This window comes from Escherichia sp. WS33, assembly GCF_046486385.1.
In the GTDB taxonomy this organism is placed as follows: domain Bacteria; phylum Pseudomonadota; class Gammaproteobacteria; order Enterobacterales; family Enterobacteriaceae; genus ECMA0423.
Genome location: NZ_JBJQLJ010000047.1, coordinates 1 through 15,696 on the forward strand (window position 1 = coordinate 1; position 15,696 = coordinate 15,696).

Here is a 15,696-nt window from a genome sequence, read left to right on the forward strand (position 1 = left end):
CAAAATGGATTGCTTTGTACGTGGGTTTGATAGCACCGGTAATTCTCTCGCGTGGGCGTTGGGTTCATCAGTCGGCGTAAGTAAGATGCTGTCGCTAAAAAATTTCTTTAGCGGAGCTGAGATACTGCTAAATGGTAATGACGGCGCGGTTCAACTCAAAACAGGTGCTGTTAACGGGGCTAAAGCGCAGGCGCTCACTATCAACAAGGATGAGGTTAATTCAACTGTTGATTTAACCCTTACAAAACAAACAGGGACTGGCAATCGTTTTGTTTTACAGAACTTAGGTAATACAGAACTACCATTTGCTGTCAAGGTGTGGGGTTCAGGTGATCGACAAAACGTTTTTGAGGTTGGAACGTCTGCCGCGTATCTGTTTTATGCTCAAAAAACATCGTCAGGTCAGCTGTTTGATGTAAACGGTGCTATTAACTGTACAACACTAAATCAGTTATCAGACCGCGAGCTGAAAGACAATATTCAGATTATCAGTGACGCAACCGAAGCTATCCGTAAAATGAACGGGTACACCTACACACTTAAGGAAAACGGACTACCTTACGCTGGTGTTATTGCACAGGAAGCAATGGAGGCAATACCGGAAGCGGTAGGCTCATTCACTCATTACGGTAAAGAGTTGCAGGGACCAACGGTTGACGGCAATGAATTACGTGAAGAAACACGTTATCTGAATGTTGACTACGCCGCCGTGACTGGCTTACTTGTTCAGGTCGCCCGTGAAACAGATGATCGCGTTACCGTGCTGGAAGAGGAAAATACAACGTTACGTGAAAATCTGGCAACAGCAGGCACCCGGATCACCACTCTGGAAAATCAGGTAAGCGAACTGGTTGCACTTGTCCGGCAGTTAACAGGAAGCGAACATTGATATCCTTCAAGCCCTGAAGGAGGCTGTTCCTGGTACGTTCAGACTGTTGTTGAGCTGGAGATCGCAACGGAGGAAGAAATCTCGTTGCTGGAAGCATGGAAAACATATCGGGTATTGCTGAACCGTGTTGATACAGTAAACCCCGTCTGGCCTCCACCTTCGAAGCGATAGCCCAGCAACTCCTAAATAGCTGCGCATAATACCGCTACACCAGCCGTTTTACTGACATTTGGAATATTGCGTGAGGGCAACATATCGAGGGGCAGATACAGCTCGGTCAAATAGAAAAACAGCCCCACTATTTACCATGCAATAGCTGGTCAAAAGGAGAGCACTATTCCGCTCCGCGTAGTATTTTGTGTTTATAGTGATAACTTAGGTAATGCTTAGTCACTAAGATACTTTGCTATTGGAGAGCGATTTATAATGTGGGCGCAACAGATTTTTACTATTGCGCCACTTGCTCTTGTGAGTACTATTCGCTATAAGTTAATGTTGGTTTTGAAAGTCTTTTGGATATTGTTTTTCCGATATTAATGAATGGAGTTTCAATATATTTATAAATAAAGAATGATAAGAACAAGCTAAGAGCAATAATGAATGAAAACTTAGAAAACCCAGGTTTTTCATAAAGCGGAATGAAATCCTTAAAATTAATTAAAAATAGCATTACTATCGCATGGGATAAATACAGAGAGTAAGAGATATCACCTAGCTTACTGAGTATTTTATTTTCCCTTAATCCGAAGTTAACTTCATAAAGTAAAACTCCCGTAATTATGGAGGCTGCCCACAATCCGAAGTTTAAAGGGCCATGACCAAATCTGAATTGATAAAAATATGAGCAAACACCAAATGAAACCAAAAGGAATGATATCGCCTTTGCGTTTTTTATATGTTTAAATTTTCTGTGTATTATATACAGAAACATCCCATAAACGAATTCTAACAGCATGGGTGATGACATTAAGTTTAGAAAGCCAATATGCCAATGACCTGTATCACCAATCGTAAACTTACTTGATAGAGAAAGGCTGTTGGAAAATTTCAACTGTATGAGAAGTAGCGGGACTATCAATGCAATAACTGATATTAATAATCTGTTTTTATGACTCAGCGATATTGCAAGCATAAAAATGAAATAAAAATAGACTTCAAAGGTTAATGTCCATGCTGGATAAAGCACGTTGTATCCGAAGAATGGCGCTTCTGAATAATAGTCCAGGTGAAGCAGAAACAATGAACGCAATAATTCACTTTCGGTGAAGACCGGGTTCAATAAAAAGAATAAGATTGTGCAAATGAAAAATACAGGGTAAATCCTGAAAAAACGCCTGGTCATAAAGTTAATAGGGGAATTTGTTTCTTTTTTTTGACTCGATAGCATTATTATAAATCCACTTATAATAAAAAACAGATCAACCCCAAAACCACCACTAATAAACAATAAATCACCTAGATCTTTTTGTGCGTAAACTTCATTTAGGTATTGTTTATTGTGATATGCAACAACGAGTAATGCTGCTACACCTCGCAAATAGTGAATTGATTTTACCTTCTTCATTTTTATATAATCACTGTTCCAATTTTTTTTATTTTACAAACAATTCTATCTAGCTCATTAGTACTCAAAGTCAGATTGGTAGCAATAAAAAAAACAAGATATGTGATGACATGGCGCGGGGCTCAGAACCACTCGTGTATTTTCGCCACTGGCTATGACTGGCTGCACCTGCAAGATCTGCCATTTGTGTGCCAGTATACCCAAGCTCTGACTTTATGTTTACCAGATCCTCTGGAGTGCCGGGGAGTATAATCGTTGATTAATCGAATCTGCAACTATTTCAGAACGACCTAGGTTAAAGTGCGCTCTGCAGTCTCTTATATAAGGTGATACTTTAATTGTCTGGAAACTGGACAGGTTAGGAAGGAGCAGGAAACATCTTATTATACTTACCGAGTAGCTGCGGGTAAGGGGGGGGATTTCCGTAGCCTGACAGGTAACATTGACACGTCAACATCGATGGTTTTTTTATTTTTCCATGTGATGGAGCCCTGGTTGAAATGAAGCGTGAACTGATTGATGACTGAACAAAAGTTGGACTGGAAGATGCTCGCGCACAGGGAGGAATTGGTGGACGTCGTCCTAAACTTACATCAGAACAATGGGCGCAGGCCGGGCGATTAATTGCATCAAAAGTCCCGCGTCAGAAGGTGGCGATCATCTATGATATTGGTGTATCGACTTTGTATAAGAGGTTTCCAGCCAGGATTATATAAAACTGCAGACACGCCGTATGCAAGACGTGCTGCGGTTGGCTGATGCACACTCGAGAGTGTATGTATTGAATAATTTCCAACCGTCATTAATTTTATTTATTTTTTGCATGAGAGGATTTTTACCTCCTCCCACCGATCCTCCATGGCTTTACGCCAGTGTCTCTGGTCTGCTATGTGCCAAGAGCGGACTTTGCAAAATGGGGGTTATTTCAATCAAAACGTAACGTCACAACCAGCCGACGCTCTCTCGCCATTTATAATTAGTAACTTTATCATTTTCGCTTATTTTTTTAGATATAGAGCGCGGCTCTCTTCCTAGATACTCAGATATTTCTGTCGGGGACAAATCAAAATCGACAAGCATGACTCTAAGTTTTTCCATTTCCTTTAAAGTCCAAGGCTTGCCATAATTTTCATAAAGAGATACCTTATGCTCCCTGATAGTTTGCTTTCTCTGAGTTTCACTTTCCCTCTGAAAAATCTCGCTTTTAAATTGTGAACGGAACTCTTTACAGAAGTTGTTATCAGTTTTTTTGTTATATAGATTGCTAAAAATAAGCTGGGATGCCGGGTCTAAATCAGGTGTGTTAATAATGAAAACTTTGACCTTTTCCATATAGGGATATTCAATTTTACCCAATATGCTTAATTGCTTTATATTAAAAAACCTCTCAAATCAAAAGATTTAATGAGCTTTGATTGGATTACACTTTCAATCCTGCTTGCATTTGAATAACAGTACTTTGCCATTGGAAGGGCCCATACTACCAGTTGAGGAATATATTTTTCTAATGCAATGCTCTGCCAATCAGTATCAAAGGTTTGGCTTTTTGCTAGCATGTTTTTCGGCAAATCAGAATACATTGTGGTAGATGCCCATATCTTATAATCATTCGCCAAGGCTTGATAGTATTTTGTGTGGTTATGAATTTTATAAGCTGACATGAAGCGATAAACGTCTTCGTCGTGACCAGCGTCGTAAATTGTTCGATTTCCTCTAAGATAACCGTCGTAATGTTCGGTTATCCTTCTACCTACATTACAACTTACCCCAACGTAAACCACACGACTGAAAAGTCCTTTATGGACAATAAGATAAACTCCGCTACAGCCAGATTTCCTGGCCTCTGATAGAGAACCTAAAAATCTCCATTCCATAATTAAATCCATTATTATTGCTACTTTTTTTGTTTATCATTATTTTCGTGAAACTTCAACAATTTTATCCAAAAGCTAAGGGCAAAGACTTATATAATTATACTTGTCATCGTTAGCGATTATATAGAGTAGTGGCGCTGACCTGCTCCCTGGTGATTCACACAGAATGCTGTTAGTAATGTCCGTTCCTCGCTCATAACAGACATAAACTTCAGTTATGGCATAAAGGTATGCATGCTGGATGGGGAAAGTATGAAGGAAAAGAAGACTGCTGCGCCGTTTGTCGTCACGTTTATCTTCATTGGCTATGCAAGTCGTAATACAAGGTGGGACAAAACTGAGACACATAAAGCCTCGCAATGGTTTGCAAGGCTTTACATGTTTTGATGTGGTGGGACGTGTGAGCGCAGTGTTGATGGGATAATACTTTGAATTAGAAGCGGATTCTTATAATTCGTAATGCGAAGGTCGTAGGTTCGACTCCTATTATCGGCACCATTCTAATGTATCCCCAAGTCTACTCAAGTATTTAAAAACCTCTTATAATCCGCATGTTAGCGCCCCTTTTAGTCTTTTGACGTCTACTTAAGTACTCCAAAATCTACAGTCAATTGGGGGTACTTTTGGGGGTATTTGCTGTTCGGTTTAGTGGAGGTACCCCCAAGTGAAACTCAATGCCCGTCAAATAGACACTGCCAAGCCAAAAGAGAAGGCTTACAAGCTGGCTGATGGTGGTGGTCTGTATCTCTTGGTAAAACCTAGTGGAGGAAAATATTGGCGCTTCAAGTATCGTGTAGCTGGTAAAGAGAAGCTGTTAGCACTAGGTGTGTATCCTGAAGTTACCTTGGCTGATGCTCGTGCAAAACGTGAAGAAGCTAAAAGGGGTATCGCTGGGGGTATCGATCCGATGGAAGCGAAACGAGAGGAAAAGATTGCCCGGGAAACGCAGTTAAACAACACCTTCAAAGATATTGCCCTTGAGTGGCACAGCAGCAAATTAAAAAAATGGTCTGCTGGTTATGCTTCAGACATCCTCGAAGCCTTCAACAAAGATGTGTTCCCTTACATTGGCAAAAAACCAATCGCCGAAATCAAACCACTTGAACTGCTGAATGTGCTGCGGCGCATCGAGGGGCGCGGTGCTACCGAAAAAGCCAAAAAAGTGAGGCAGCGATGTGGGGAAGTTTTCCGCTATGCAATTGTCACTGGACGTGCTGAGTATAACCCTGCACCGGATCTCACCAGCGCGATGCAAGGTCATGAATCTAATCATTATCCTTTCCTCACAGCCAAAGAATTACCTGATTTTTTCAAGGCATTGTCCAGTTACTCAGGAAGTGCATTGGTTGTTATGGCGGCTCGTTTACTGATTATCACCGGTTTGCGGACTGGCGAACTGCGCGGTGCATTATGGGATGAAATCGATCTCAACAAGGCTATCTGGGAGATACCTGCTTCACGGATGAAAATGCGTCGCCCTCATGTAGTGCCTTTGTCTGAGCAGGCTCTTTCGCTTATTGGGCAGATTAAAGAACTAACTGGCAATTATCCGCTTATGTTTCCCGGCCGTAATGATCCAAGGAAAACAATGAGCGAGGCTAGCATAAACCAAGTATTTAAACGCATCGGCTATAACGGAAAGGTTACTGGTCATGGCTTCCGGCACACTATGAGCACCATTTTGCATGAGCAGGGCTATAACACCGCGTGGATAGAGACACAGCTTGCGCACGTCGATAAAAACTCAATTCGTGGCACATACAACCATGCGCAATATCTGGATGGGCGGCGGGAAATGCTTCAGTGGTACGCTGATTATATGGATTCGCTCGAGCATGGCGGAAATGTGGTGCATGGTGAGTTCGGAAAATGCGGGTGACTGGTTGAGTATACAGTAGTAGACTTTGAGCGACGAAAGAAAAGGCTGTGTCTAGGGTCGCTCCCGAAAATCCGTACACCTCGACGGACTGGTACAGCCACTACAGTAGAGGACGCTGAGGTGTGCGTATGATTGATATTCATGCCGAATTAAACGAATACAAAAAAGATTTTATTTCTTTACGTGAATTTCTTGAGGTCGTGCTTAAGGTCGCTGGTGATGATTATGATGTTTCAGATGTCATAACTTGGATACTCAGGAGAATAAGCGGAGAACATATCCGCCTGTACACAGTAAATGAATTTAAGCTGTTGGAATCTTTTTGTAACCCGTATCGGGATGAATTTGATAATGATGTTCTTTATAGAAATCTGAATGCGGTTCGGAAACGTGGTTGTTTACCTGGTGAGAGGGATGAAAATGGTTTTCTGGTGTCCGGTTATTGGGAAGATCCCGAATTTGAGAACATTGGATTTATAAGGGGTGAAATTTTCGCAATTTTTCCCGATGTCCTTGACGCGTTAACGAAGCTGGAAGGCGCTAACTCTTCTGAAAATGACGAGGCACAAGGACGCGATATTGAAAAGAAAGAGTTGCGTACAGAGGATGATTTATTATCCCAAATCGCAATGCTGGAAAAAGAAAACGCAGAGTTAAGGGCAAGGATAGAGCAGTTAGAGCAAGAGCACCCGATACACTTATATAAATACTGGGATAAAGACCCATTAGCTAAGGCTATTGAGATTAGAAACAGAGAGTGGGCCAATTACGATCCAGAAAATGATTTTGCCACCAGGGGAAATCAAGAAGCGATAACCAGGGAGCTTAAGCAGTGGGGGGCAAGTAATGCACTTGCAACGCTCATAGAGAGGACTGCCTGCCCTATTAACCGAGACAACAGCCAAAAGAACGCAAAGCCGGATTAACGCACCATACCGCATACCCTGAGGGTGATTTACTGTTACCCTGAGGGTATTTTTTTATCTTCCCCGTCAATTTTACCATCACCCTTAGGGTAGATTTCCTCCAGATTACCATCACCCTTAGGGTAGATTTCCTCCAGATTACCATCACCCTTAGGGTAGATTTCCTTCCGGTAACCATTAGGCCTGAGGGTATGAAAATATTCGTTATTTCTGTGCCATGATTACCTCGTCAAATTGAGTAGACGTTATGAGGTAAATATATGTCAAATACGCTTATTCGTTTAACAGAAGTTCAGCGTAGAACTGGATATAGCAAGGCATGGATTTATCGCCTTATGGGGCAAGGTAAATTTCCTGCATCAGTTAAAATTGGCTCGCGAGCTATTGCTTTCGTTGAGAGTGAAATTGACGAGTGGATTAATCAGCGTATTGCGGAATCACGCGGAACAGCTACCTGATTAAATGGCTACGGGGCTATTGCCCCCAGCTATCCACCAGCAAATAAAAGTAACTTAATTCGATAGCAGGAGTTTTTATGAAATTTCCAAAAATGCCCGTACAGGGGCGGGGCTTCGTTCGGCCTGAAAACCAGAATCTGCAAAATCTCGGCGAAATTATCCCGATTATTTCCGGCGTTATTGGCGGGAGTGAAACCAATATTGTTAGTGCCAGAGCGTTACATAAGGCGTTAGGTGTAGGGCGCGTTTTCCGTTCGTGGATCAAGGGGCGCATTGAAGAATACGGCTTCACGGAAGGCGTGGATTATGAGGTTGTTGAATATTTGAGCCGACCCGATCCGGTGAGCGCAAAATCTCGCCAGCAAACAGCTCTTGAGTACATCATCACCGTGAACATGGCGAAAGAACTGGCGATGGTCGAACGTACCGAACAGGGCCGCGCCGTTCGCCAGTACTTTATCAAATGCGAGGAGGAGCTACACAAGGTTGCGCCTGTTCGTTCCGCAGCGTTACGCCGGGAACTGAAAGCCCGTATCACAGTTGCCAGCTACTTTAAGCCAATGTGTGCCGCGCTGGAGGCGTACCGGGCTGAACTGGGTAAAAACACACTCCAGCACCACTACACCACGGAAGCGAACATGCTGGCGCGTATCGTGCTGGGTGGCATGACTGCAAAACAGTGGGCACTGGCGAACGGCATTACAGGCGAACCACGCGACCACATGAGCACGTTGCAGCTTGAGCACCTTTCTTACCTTGAGCAGAGCAATATCACGCTGATTGAGTTAGGCCAGGACTACCACCAGCGGAAGGCTGAATTAATTCGTCTTTCGCAGCGTTGGTTAGCCCGTCGCATGGAGGAAAACAGCCATGTGTAACGCTCTGACCGTTACAAAAAGAGAAAGCGCCCCGTTGCCGGAGCGCCTTTGTGAACGAATAGCCTACTGCGCCATATTGCTTACTGTCTACGAGGCAGATTATAGCGTTGTGGTCGCACAGAGTGAAGGCGCTGATCACCGTTACTACAGCACGCCAGAAATGCAGAATATTTTGCTGCAAAATGTCGTTGGTCACACTGTCCGGAAAGCAAAAAATTTTGCTGGTGGCGCGACTGATGCGATTTTGTCAGGTCGCCAGGTGCTGATCAATCTGATGTCTGATTTCGTTCTGGATAAAACAAAGGCGACCGCAGAGGGCCGCCAGTGGGAAAGCTACATACTTGAACGCATCGCCAACAATGCCAGATTTGCGGCTGGTGGGCAATGTGTCAGCTTTGCACCAATGACTCTATGTTTAACTGAGGGTCATTATGGTGAATATGCTGGCTTGCTGGTGGGCTATTCCTGCTCTTTAACATTGCCATGCCGCGATGTTTTCCAGGTATGCGACCCCATTTTTGTGCGCCTGTACTCTTTAAGGAATTTCTCAAGGATAAACGCACAGGGCGCGAATCTGTTTGACTCATGCTCGTACGCTATCTTTCTGCGCTGTCTTTTCCGTGCCGGTGATGGTGTATTGGTTGATTTTTTGTTGGTCATGGCGCAGCCCTGTAAAACGATGCACCGTAGTTCCTCACACCACGGCGCTGGTGATGGTTACTCCTGTTCTTTGGCCTTGCGGCGCTGGCGGTATTCAACTTCTCGCTTTAATGCTGCTGTTACAAACTGCCCTGTACTTTCACCAGGCATTTTTACCGCCTCAACATTGTTCATAACTTCATGCGGAACCCTTGCCGCAACTGTTTGTGATTTTGCGTTTACTGCTTTTGTCGCCATGTTGTGTACCCCTTACAAAAAACAAATGCAGTATGCAGGAAAAAAAATAAGTGTTCAACACTTGACGTGTTTAACACCTGGGCTTAAATTGGTGTTCAACACCTTGTTGATGCAAGGTGCAGAAACGACAACGCCCCGCAGTGGTGGCACACATGCAGGGCGTCTAACCACCAACGATAGCAAGAGTATCGAGGTAGCTATGAGAAATCATACCACACACCCGCAAGGGCGGGACTCGCACAACCTGAATAAATACATCTGGCGTTTTATCGCCCTGAGCACGGCACAACCGCGCGTAATTCACATCGAGGCCACCAGCGAACAGGAAGCACGCCAGCAATCTCCTGATGGCTGCGTGATGGTATTCGCCGCCCGTATTCGCCAGGAGGTGGAACATGTGTAATGCAACATGGCCTGATGCAGCGGTAGACGCTATCAAAACGCTGATGGATTCACTTATTGAGATTTCTGCTATCGCTGGTGTGGCGCATAAACACGCAGCCAGAGAATCAGAATGCATCTCCCATTATTTAGCATTTGTGCAGCTAAAAGCCGATCAGGCACTGGATAAGGCCGGAAAAATTATCATGGCTGATGTGCAGGAGGTGCACCATGCATAACCTGTCAATTTCTGACCTTAACAGCATTCAGTTTGACGAGAAATTTACCGGGCAGTTGCTGGTCAATGTGGAGAACGGGCGCATAGTGCGTAATTACCACCTGCCGGATGGTGCAATTGCCGGAAGCGTTGAAGCATTGCTGGAACTGGCGGAACGTGCGCGACTGATTAAGCCGTCAACGAGCCATCACGATGATGATCTGCATTTTACCGGGCGTATGGTGAGTCACTACGAAAACGGCGTTGAAGTATCCCGCGAACGGCTGCGTGATGATTGCTGTTTCGGCACACTGCCGGAATTTATCGAGTTGCTGACCAGTTGCGGTTATCAGGTCATTCAGGGGGGTAAACATGCGTGATGATCGTTTTAATTCCCTGAAACGGGAATTTGATGGCGCACCGGAAGATGCAGCGGGCGCATTGTTGAGCGTTGCTGACATGATGAAAGCTGCATATTTTCTTATCAATACCAGTGGCTACAAGTCAGAGGGTGAAATGATTCTTAGTATTGCGTCGGACTATGCGGAATATGTGGCAGAGACGCGTTACAGAAGAAAATTCACGGAGGATGTAAGCCATGCATAATCATGAAGCGCATGTACCCGTAGTGCTTAATGTGCCAGATGATTTCACCGGACGCGTACTGGTTTACCTGGATAAAGGGAAAGTGAAATCACAATGCCGACTGAAAAGTAATGAGATTGTTGGTTCTCCTGAATTTTTTTCTGAACTTTGTATTCGTGCGGAAATAAAACCGGAACTGCTGACAGGAAAATAAAACCATGAAAAAGAAAAATTCTGGCTTTACTGCCAGCGGCCTCTCTCGGCCTGAAATCCGCCCCGGTGATATTTTCCGGGACACCAGACGCGGGGGACGGGTGGTTATTCGTCACGTTACGCCAGGCAATATCACCTACCGCCGTGAGGCTTACGAATATGACTGCGTAATGCCGCGCCGTCAGTTTGATCGTGATTTTATTGTGGTGGAAAACAAACAACAGGCAGTGGCGAGACGTGCAGCCACGAATATTAAAAAAATCCGGGCAATGTTGGTTGCGGGAGGTAAGAAGTGAAAAACGCACCGAGTCTAAAATATCAGCCGAAGGATAAATTCACTGAGGTAATCATTTTTGCCGGGATGGATGCTTACGCCCATGCTCAACACTGGATTGAAAGTGAAGGACGAAAACACGGCGATAACGTGCCTCCTGTTTACCTGGGGCCAAAGCAACTGGCAGACCTGGCGAATATCCGCATTATTGACGAGAAACGCCGTTTTGCGCGTGTCTATATCGCGGGGGAGATAGAGCCAATCCAGATCAATACTATCGCTGAAAAGCTGGCGCTGGCTGGCGTACAGGAGGCGAAATTATACAAAGGTATCACCGACCAGGAACCGGAGAACTGGCGCGACTACCTGCAACGGATCCGCGAACAGGCTGAGCACGGGGAAGTTTCAGTGATGAAATTAGCTACAAAAAATAGTGGTCTACCCAAGCCTGCATTAAATCAGATGGGAGCCAGCCAGAGAGGGGAAGTGTTACTTGAACATTATGGAGGAGCACTGGCGATAAATGATGATTCTGATGTAGTTCACCATTACAACGGAATTGTTTGGGAGCCTGTATCTGATAAGGAACTCCAGCGGTCTATGGCGAAGATTTTTATTGATGCCGAAATTAGTTATTCGCAAAACGCCATTAAATTTGCCGTAGAGACAATGAAATTGAGTCTACCTGTTATGGGGGGAGCGGACAGAAATCTTATTGGGTTCAGTAACGGTGTTTTTGATATCAGGACAGGAAATTTTCGGGAACACAACAAAAATGACTGGTTGTTAAATGCCAGTGAATTACCGTTCAGCCCGCCAGAAGAGGGGGAAACGCTGGCAACACATGCGCCGAATTTCTGGAAGTGGTTGCGTCGTTCGGTGGCGGATAATGCTCGTAAAGCGGATCGCGTACTGGCGGCATTATTCATGGTACTGGCGAACCGGTACGACTGGCAGTTATTCCTTGAGGTAACGGGGCCGGGCGGAAGCGGTAAAAGTGTGATGGCGGAGATTTGTACCATGCTGGCGGGTAAGGCCAATACAGTATCGGCGAGCATGAAGGCGCTGGAAGACGCGAGGGAACGAGCGTTAGTGGTGGGATATTCTCTGATTATCATGCCTGACATGACCCGCTACGCAGGTGATGGTGCTGGGATTAAGGCCATTACAGGCGGTGACAAGGTGGCTATCGATCCGAAACACAAAGCGCCCTATTCCACGCGCGTTCCTGCGGTAGTGCTGGCAGTAAACAATTATGCCATGTCATTCAGCGACCGTAGTGGGGGGATCTCGCGTCGACGAGTAATATTTAATTTCTCTGAGGTTGTACCAGAGAACGAACGCGATCCGATGCTGGCGAAAAAGATAGAAGGGGAACTGGCAGTAGTGATTCGCCATTTGCTTACACGATTTGCCGACCAGGACGAAGCGAAAAGACTACTTTATGAGCAGCAAAAATCAGAAGAAGCACTGTTGATAAAGCGTGAAGGTGATTCGCTGGTGGACTTCTGCGGTTATCTGATGTCGTTGGTTAAATGTGAGGGAATGATAGTAGGTAATGCAGAAATAGTGCCATTTAGTCCGAGGCGATATCTGTATCATGCTTATTTGGCTTATATGTCTGCGCATGGTCTGGGAAAACCGGTATCACTGACACGCTTTGGTACAGATATGCCAGGGGCAATGGCTGAGTACGGAAAGGAGTACAAGCGGGCTAAATGCACTAAAGGTCCAGATAAAGGGCGAACGATCACAAATGTTCTGTTAGATAAAGATGCTGATGGATGGTTACCAGCAACGGCAGGCATTAACGACAGAACATGATACGAAATTTATAAGTTGAAACTTAAAAGTAGACGGTTGGTAGACAGATACACTTAACCCTCTACCAACCATCTACTAATTAATGTTTTGAATTATATAGGTATTTTTAATGTGGTAGAGAGGTGGACAGTTTATTTTATATTTCTAAACCACGGGGGTATCTAAAAATAGATAGTTATGGGTTCATTTTTAAAATTTTTCTTTTAACTATCTACACTGTCTACCATTTAGTAAAAGTCATTAATTATCAATGTATTAATACTGTAGAGAGTTGGTAGACAGTTTGCAGATTGTTTTTTTGTTATGTATTAATAACATTAAATAAATCAAACAATTATATCGGTAGACAGTTGGTAGACAGTTGTAACGATGGGGCAAAGCATGACTAAGCTGACCATTAACAGAAAACCGAAAGGCATTTACGGCACGCCGCAGAAAACGACGCAGGCGGCGCAGGAGCAGGATAAAACCACATCGGCGCATAAAGTGATGCCCGGTAACCAGAAAGCGCAGCAAAAGCCCACAGGGGCGACACCGTGGCGGCATATGACCAAACGCCAGCGCAAAAACCGCAGGCGCGTTAACCGCCTCACTGAGTTGTGGCCTGACTTATTCAGCCGGGAAGCACCGAAGCCGCTTAAGGTGGGGATATTCGACGACCTGATGCAGGATCTCGCCGTCAGGGGGCTGGCATTCGGGCCAGGGGCATTGCGTGCGACGCTGGCATCTTATGCGCAGTGTCCGCACTATTACCGCGCCTTAATGGCTGGTGGGGTACGCTACGACCTGAAAGGCCAGCCGTGCGGCGAGGTGACACCACAGGAACAACAGGACGCAGAAACGCGGCTGGTGGCGCTGAATGAGAAGCGCAAACGCCAGCGCCGGGCAGCAAAGGAGACAATAGGCGCATGATTCACGACAGCAAAGCGGAAGCACTGGAAGCGCGTGGTCTGTACCGGAGAGCGGCGGCGCGGTGGGCTGAGGTCATCATGCTGGCGAATGATGACAAGGCACGGGAACAGGCGGCAAAACGTCGCGCGGAATGTATCCACAAGGCAGCACGCCCACCAGCAAGGCAGGATAATTTCGGGGGAGATGCGCGAAACCATCAGCCGGGCACATGCCGGGATGGGATTACATCAGCCCAATGGTGAGGCATTCAGGAAATACCAAAAAAAGAACAATTGTAGTCAGTAACAGAGGATGGGATTCTCTTGGTTTTTTGTTGATGCTTTCTGAGGAAATCTACTACGTTGCTGAGCAGATGAATATTCAATTGCATCTGGGTTCCTGATAAGATTAATCTGAATATTTTCATTTGGAATAGGGATATGAATAAAACTTTAATTGCAACATTAGTCGGTATAGTAATGTTAACCGGATGTGGGCCAGAAGAGTTAACTCCAGAACAGAAACAGGAAGTAGCGGCTCTTAAAGCTGAACTGTCGCAAACGGAAGGTGAAATATCAGCAGCTAAGGAAGTTGACCAGCAGTTTTCTGGTGGGTTGATAAAAAATCTGACAACAGCAAGACTGGAAATATTAGGAACTAATAAAGCGCTTTTGGAACAGCGTATTAATGCTATTGAATCAGGTGCCAAAATTGATGTTGTTGTATCTGGAGTAAAACCTGATCCTGAGCTTGCGGCTTCAATTAAAACTGAAATTGACAGCTTAGATGCAAAAATCAACGAAGCCAAAGCTGATGCTCGTCAGTATAGTGGTGGTCTGATAAAGGTACTAAAATTATCTACTGTTGCCACTGAAGAGCAGACCATGGCAATGTTGCAGCAAAAGTACCTCACAGCCAAGTATGGCCTCGCTGAAGTTAAGCTGGCATCAGTACAAGATAATGACGCAAAAAACAGTACTGAAACGGAAGTAACAGCCAAAAATTCCCAAGGGCAACTTCCTTTACTCCCGCCAGCGGATGGTCCGTTTGGCTTAGAAGCCGGTCTTACACAGAAAAACATCGAAGATATGATCGGTGCTAAGCTCAAGCCACTACCAGACAGTGTGAATCTGTATACTTCTGATAAATTACCGAAGCAAAACGCAGATTTTGAAATGTATGGTTTGTTGATCTCCCCGAAAGCTGGTTTATGTCAAATACGGGCTTTAGGAAAAAATATTGATACTGATAGCTATGGATTGGCTCTTAAATCCAAGTTTGAAGAATTGAGTAATTCTTTAAGTTCTCTGTATGGAAAGGCTGATACTACAGACTTTTTGCTGGCTGGTTCAATTTGGAAAGATCCTCAGGACTGGATGAGGGGGCTAAACAAAAAAGAACGCTTCTTATCTGCCACATGGAAGGGAACAAAAGAAATACCATTAAAAAACAATATCGATACTATCTCTATTGAGGCCAGAGCGAACAATTCCACTCAGGGATATGTCTATCTGCAGTACTCATTTACAAATGACGAAATTTGTCAGGAAGAAATTGAAGGGGCGAAAAAAAGTTCCCTTTAAACAATCCGTGCAAAGCCCCTTAGTAAGGGGCTTTTATATATTAATGTTCAACGGGGGGGATTAGATGAAAGATAATCTAGAAAAACTAATTGAAAATACTTTAAAAGATATTCTATTAGCTAATGCTGCTCTAACATTCATTTTTGCAATACCAATGGCTATTATCAGTAGGCATGGGATGGGCATCACAATCTGGTTTATAACTGTGCTCATTGCACCTGCTCTGTGTGCAGTAGTGATCCTACCCACGTAATATGGACACAGGCCTAAGCGAGGTTCTTGTTTTCAAATTGTTCCGGACTGAGGCCGCCACACCAACTGTGCCGCCGCCACCGATTGTAATCACATTCGATATAATTAAAC

19 protein-coding genes and 4 pseudogenes are annotated in these 15,696 nt (G+C 44.6%); 18 read left to right on the forward strand and 5 right to left on the reverse strand.

Annotated elements, in window-relative coordinates; all coding sequences use genetic code 11:
- Both ACJHXA_RS22610 and ACJHXA_RS22615 read left to right on the forward strand, forming a co-directional pair.
- Window positions 1-889: tail fiber domain-containing protein (locus tag ACJHXA_RS22610; RefSeq protein WP_283512369.1), on the forward strand; the 889-nt coding region annotated here is incomplete at its 5' end.
- A gap of 48 nt (window positions 890-937) precedes the next feature.
- Window positions 938-1,060 (forward strand): annotated as a pseudogene (locus ACJHXA_RS22615) (tail fiber assembly protein); the annotation flags it as partial.
- A gap of 304 nt (window positions 1,061-1,364) precedes the next feature.
- On the opposite strand, the gene ACJHXA_RS22620 reads toward ACJHXA_RS22615, so the two are convergent.
- Window positions 1,365-2,453: an acyltransferase family protein gene (locus ACJHXA_RS22620; protein WP_032265278.1), complete on the reverse strand. Its 1,089-nt coding sequence runs from the start codon at window positions 2,451-2,453 to the stop codon at window positions 1,365-1,367.
- Window positions 2,454-2,721: 268 nt separating this feature from the next.
- Between ACJHXA_RS22620 and ACJHXA_RS22625 the strand changes: the two are divergent.
- A pseudogene (locus tag ACJHXA_RS22625) lies at window positions 2,722-3,169 on the forward strand (recombinase family protein); the annotation flags it as partial.
- 226 nt (window positions 3,170-3,395) lie between these two features.
- Here ACJHXA_RS22625 and ACJHXA_RS22630 read toward each other — a convergent pair.
- Window positions 3,396-4,339 (reverse strand): annotated as a pseudogene (locus ACJHXA_RS22630) (GIY-YIG nuclease family protein).
- Window positions 4,340-4,991: 652 nt separating this feature from the next.
- Between ACJHXA_RS22630 and ACJHXA_RS22635 the strand changes: the two are divergent.
- The 4 genes from ACJHXA_RS22635 to ACJHXA_RS22650 all read left to right on the forward strand — a co-directional run bounded on the left by ACJHXA_RS22635 (window position 4,992) and on the right by ACJHXA_RS22650 (window position 8,468).
- A complete protein-coding gene (locus ACJHXA_RS22635) occupies window positions 4,992-6,206 on the forward strand; it encodes a tyrosine-type recombinase/integrase (RefSeq protein WP_000772649.1) in 1,215 nt (404 codons plus the stop codon).
- 128 nt (window positions 6,207-6,334) lie between these two features.
- Window positions 6,335-7,132, forward strand: a complete 798-nt coding sequence (locus ACJHXA_RS22640; protein ID WP_001723118.1) for a hypothetical protein — start codon at window positions 6,335-6,337, stop codon at window positions 7,130-7,132.
- A gap of 260 nt (window positions 7,133-7,392) precedes the next feature.
- Entirely contained in the window at window positions 7,393-7,590 is a 198-nt protein-coding gene (locus ACJHXA_RS22645) for a helix-turn-helix transcriptional regulator (protein WP_000072422.1), read from the forward strand.
- A 77-nt stretch (window positions 7,591-7,667) separates the two neighbouring features.
- A complete protein-coding gene (locus tag ACJHXA_RS22650; protein ID WP_001723119.1) occupies window positions 7,668-8,468 on the forward strand; it encodes an antA/AntB antirepressor family protein in 801 nt (266 codons plus the stop codon).
- Between the two features lie 459 nt (window positions 8,469-8,927).
- On the opposite strand, the gene ACJHXA_RS22655 is transcribed toward ACJHXA_RS22650, so the two are convergent.
- Both ACJHXA_RS22655 and ACJHXA_RS22660 read right to left on the reverse strand, forming a co-directional pair.
- Window positions 8,928-9,128, reverse strand: a complete 201-nt coding sequence (locus ACJHXA_RS22655) for a hypothetical protein (protein WP_071607143.1) — start codon at window positions 9,126-9,128, stop codon at window positions 8,928-8,930.
- A 57-nt stretch (window positions 9,129-9,185) separates the two neighbouring features.
- Window positions 9,186-9,365 (reverse strand): YlcI/YnfO family protein, encoded by a 180-nt coding sequence (locus ACJHXA_RS22660; RefSeq protein WP_000201462.1) that lies wholly within the window; start codon window positions 9,363-9,365, stop codon window positions 9,186-9,188.
- A 199-nt stretch (window positions 9,366-9,564) separates the two neighbouring features.
- On the opposite strand from ACJHXA_RS22660, the gene ACJHXA_RS22665 reads away from it, so the two are divergent.
- The 11 genes and pseudogenes from ACJHXA_RS22665 to ACJHXA_RS22715 all read left to right on the forward strand — a co-directional run bounded on the left by ACJHXA_RS22665 (window position 9,565) and on the right by ACJHXA_RS22715 (window position 15,586).
- On the forward strand, window positions 9,565-9,768 hold the full coding sequence (locus tag ACJHXA_RS22665) for a host cell division inhibitor Icd-like protein (protein ID WP_024226739.1): 204 nt from the start codon (window positions 9,565-9,567) through the stop codon (window positions 9,766-9,768).
- Entirely contained in the window at window positions 9,761-9,985 is a 225-nt protein-coding gene (locus ACJHXA_RS22670) for a hypothetical protein (RefSeq protein WP_000335966.1), read from the forward strand. The genes ACJHXA_RS22665 and ACJHXA_RS22670 overlap by 8 nt, the downstream gene beginning before the upstream one ends.
- Window positions 9,978-10,343 (forward strand): hypothetical protein, encoded by a 366-nt coding sequence (locus ACJHXA_RS22675; protein WP_001723121.1) that lies wholly within the window; start codon window positions 9,978-9,980, stop codon window positions 10,341-10,343. The genes ACJHXA_RS22670 and ACJHXA_RS22675 overlap by 8 nt, the downstream gene beginning before the upstream one ends.
- The gene (locus tag ACJHXA_RS22680; protein WP_001204082.1) at window positions 10,336-10,569 is read left to right on the forward strand and encodes a hypothetical protein; all 234 of its coding nucleotides are present in this window, start codon (window positions 10,336-10,338) and stop codon (window positions 10,567-10,569) included. The genes ACJHXA_RS22675 and ACJHXA_RS22680 overlap by 8 nt, the downstream gene beginning before the upstream one ends.
- Window positions 10,562-10,762: a hypothetical protein gene (locus tag ACJHXA_RS22685; RefSeq protein WP_000551487.1), complete on the forward strand. Its 201-nt coding sequence runs from the start codon at window positions 10,562-10,564 to the stop codon at window positions 10,760-10,762. Before ACJHXA_RS22680 ends, ACJHXA_RS22685 begins: the two co-directional genes overlap by 8 nt.
- 4 nt (window positions 10,763-10,766) lie before the next feature.
- The gene (locus ACJHXA_RS22690) at window positions 10,767-11,057 is read left to right on the forward strand and encodes a DUF4222 domain-containing protein (protein WP_001723122.1); all 291 of its coding nucleotides are present in this window, start codon (window positions 10,767-10,769) and stop codon (window positions 11,055-11,057) included.
- Window positions 11,054-12,859, forward strand: a complete 1,806-nt coding sequence (locus tag ACJHXA_RS22695; RefSeq protein WP_001723123.1) for a DUF5906 domain-containing protein — start codon at window positions 11,054-11,056, stop codon at window positions 12,857-12,859. The genes ACJHXA_RS22690 and ACJHXA_RS22695 overlap by 4 nt, the downstream gene beginning before the upstream one ends.
- Window positions 12,860-13,240: 381 nt before the next feature.
- Window positions 13,241-13,771 (forward strand): ProQ/FINO family protein, encoded by a 531-nt coding sequence (locus tag ACJHXA_RS22700; protein ID WP_001723124.1) that lies wholly within the window; start codon window positions 13,241-13,243, stop codon window positions 13,769-13,771.
- Window positions 13,768-14,056 (forward strand): annotated as a pseudogene (locus ACJHXA_RS22705) (PerC family transcriptional regulator). Before ACJHXA_RS22700 ends, ACJHXA_RS22705 begins: the two are co-directional and overlap by 4 nt.
- Window positions 14,057-14,190: 134 nt before the next feature.
- Window positions 14,191-15,333, forward strand: a complete 1,143-nt coding sequence (locus tag ACJHXA_RS22710) for a hypothetical protein (protein ID WP_001723127.1) — start codon at window positions 14,191-14,193, stop codon at window positions 15,331-15,333.
- 64 nt (window positions 15,334-15,397) lie between these two features.
- Window positions 15,398-15,586, forward strand: coding sequence for a hypothetical protein (locus tag ACJHXA_RS22715; RefSeq protein ID WP_283512370.1), 189 nt, complete (start codon window positions 15,398-15,400; stop codon window positions 15,584-15,586).
- Between the two features lie 13 nt (window positions 15,587-15,599).
- On the opposite strand, the gene ACJHXA_RS22720 is transcribed toward ACJHXA_RS22715, so the two are convergent.
- A partial coding sequence (locus ACJHXA_RS22720; RefSeq protein ID WP_071531949.1) for an IS3 family transposase occupies window positions 15,600-15,696 on the reverse strand: 97 nt, incomplete at its 5' end.

Bases quoted from the DNA above. Each gene is read 5' to 3' on its own strand.
- ACJHXA_RS22685 (WP_000551487.1), top strand. From the start codon at position 10,562: ATGCATAATCATGAAGCGCATGTACCCGTAGTGCTTAATGTGCCAGAT.
- ACJHXA_RS22715 (WP_283512370.1), top strand. From the start codon at position 15,398: ATGAAAGATAATCTAGAAAAACTAATTGAAAATACTTTAAAAGATATT.
- ACJHXA_RS22620 (WP_032265278.1), bottom strand. From the start codon at position 2,453: ATGAAGAAGGTAAAATCAATTCACTATTTGCGAGGTGTAGCAGCATTA.
- ACJHXA_RS22690 (WP_001723122.1), top strand. From the start codon at position 10,767: ATGAAAAAGAAAAATTCTGGCTTTACTGCCAGCGGCCTCTCTCGGCCT.
- ACJHXA_RS22700 (WP_001723124.1), top strand. From the start codon at position 13,241: ATGACTAAGCTGACCATTAACAGAAAACCGAAAGGCATTTACGGCACG.
- ACJHXA_RS22670 (WP_000335966.1), top strand. From the start codon at position 9,761: ATGTGTAATGCAACATGGCCTGATGCAGCGGTAGACGCTATCAAAACG.
- ACJHXA_RS22675 (WP_001723121.1), top strand. From the start codon at position 9,978: ATGCATAACCTGTCAATTTCTGACCTTAACAGCATTCAGTTTGACGAG.
- ACJHXA_RS22655 (WP_071607143.1), bottom strand. From the start codon at position 9,128: ATGACCAACAAAAAATCAACCAATACACCATCACCGGCACGGAAAAGA.
- ACJHXA_RS22660 (WP_000201462.1), bottom strand. From the start codon at position 9,365: ATGGCGACAAAAGCAGTAAACGCAAAATCACAAACAGTTGCGGCAAGG.
- ACJHXA_RS22645 (WP_000072422.1), top strand. From the start codon at position 7,393: ATGTCAAATACGCTTATTCGTTTAACAGAAGTTCAGCGTAGAACTGGA.
- ACJHXA_RS22680 (WP_001204082.1), top strand. From the start codon at position 10,336: ATGCGTGATGATCGTTTTAATTCCCTGAAACGGGAATTTGATGGCGCA.
- ACJHXA_RS22650 (WP_001723119.1), top strand. From the start codon at position 7,668: ATGAAATTTCCAAAAATGCCCGTACAGGGGCGGGGCTTCGTTCGGCCT.
- ACJHXA_RS22640 (WP_001723118.1), top strand. From the start codon at position 6,335: ATGATTGATATTCATGCCGAATTAAACGAATACAAAAAAGATTTTATT.
- ACJHXA_RS22665 (WP_024226739.1), top strand. From the start codon at position 9,565: ATGAGAAATCATACCACACACCCGCAAGGGCGGGACTCGCACAACCTG.
- ACJHXA_RS22710 (WP_001723127.1), top strand. From the start codon at position 14,191: ATGAATAAAACTTTAATTGCAACATTAGTCGGTATAGTAATGTTAACC.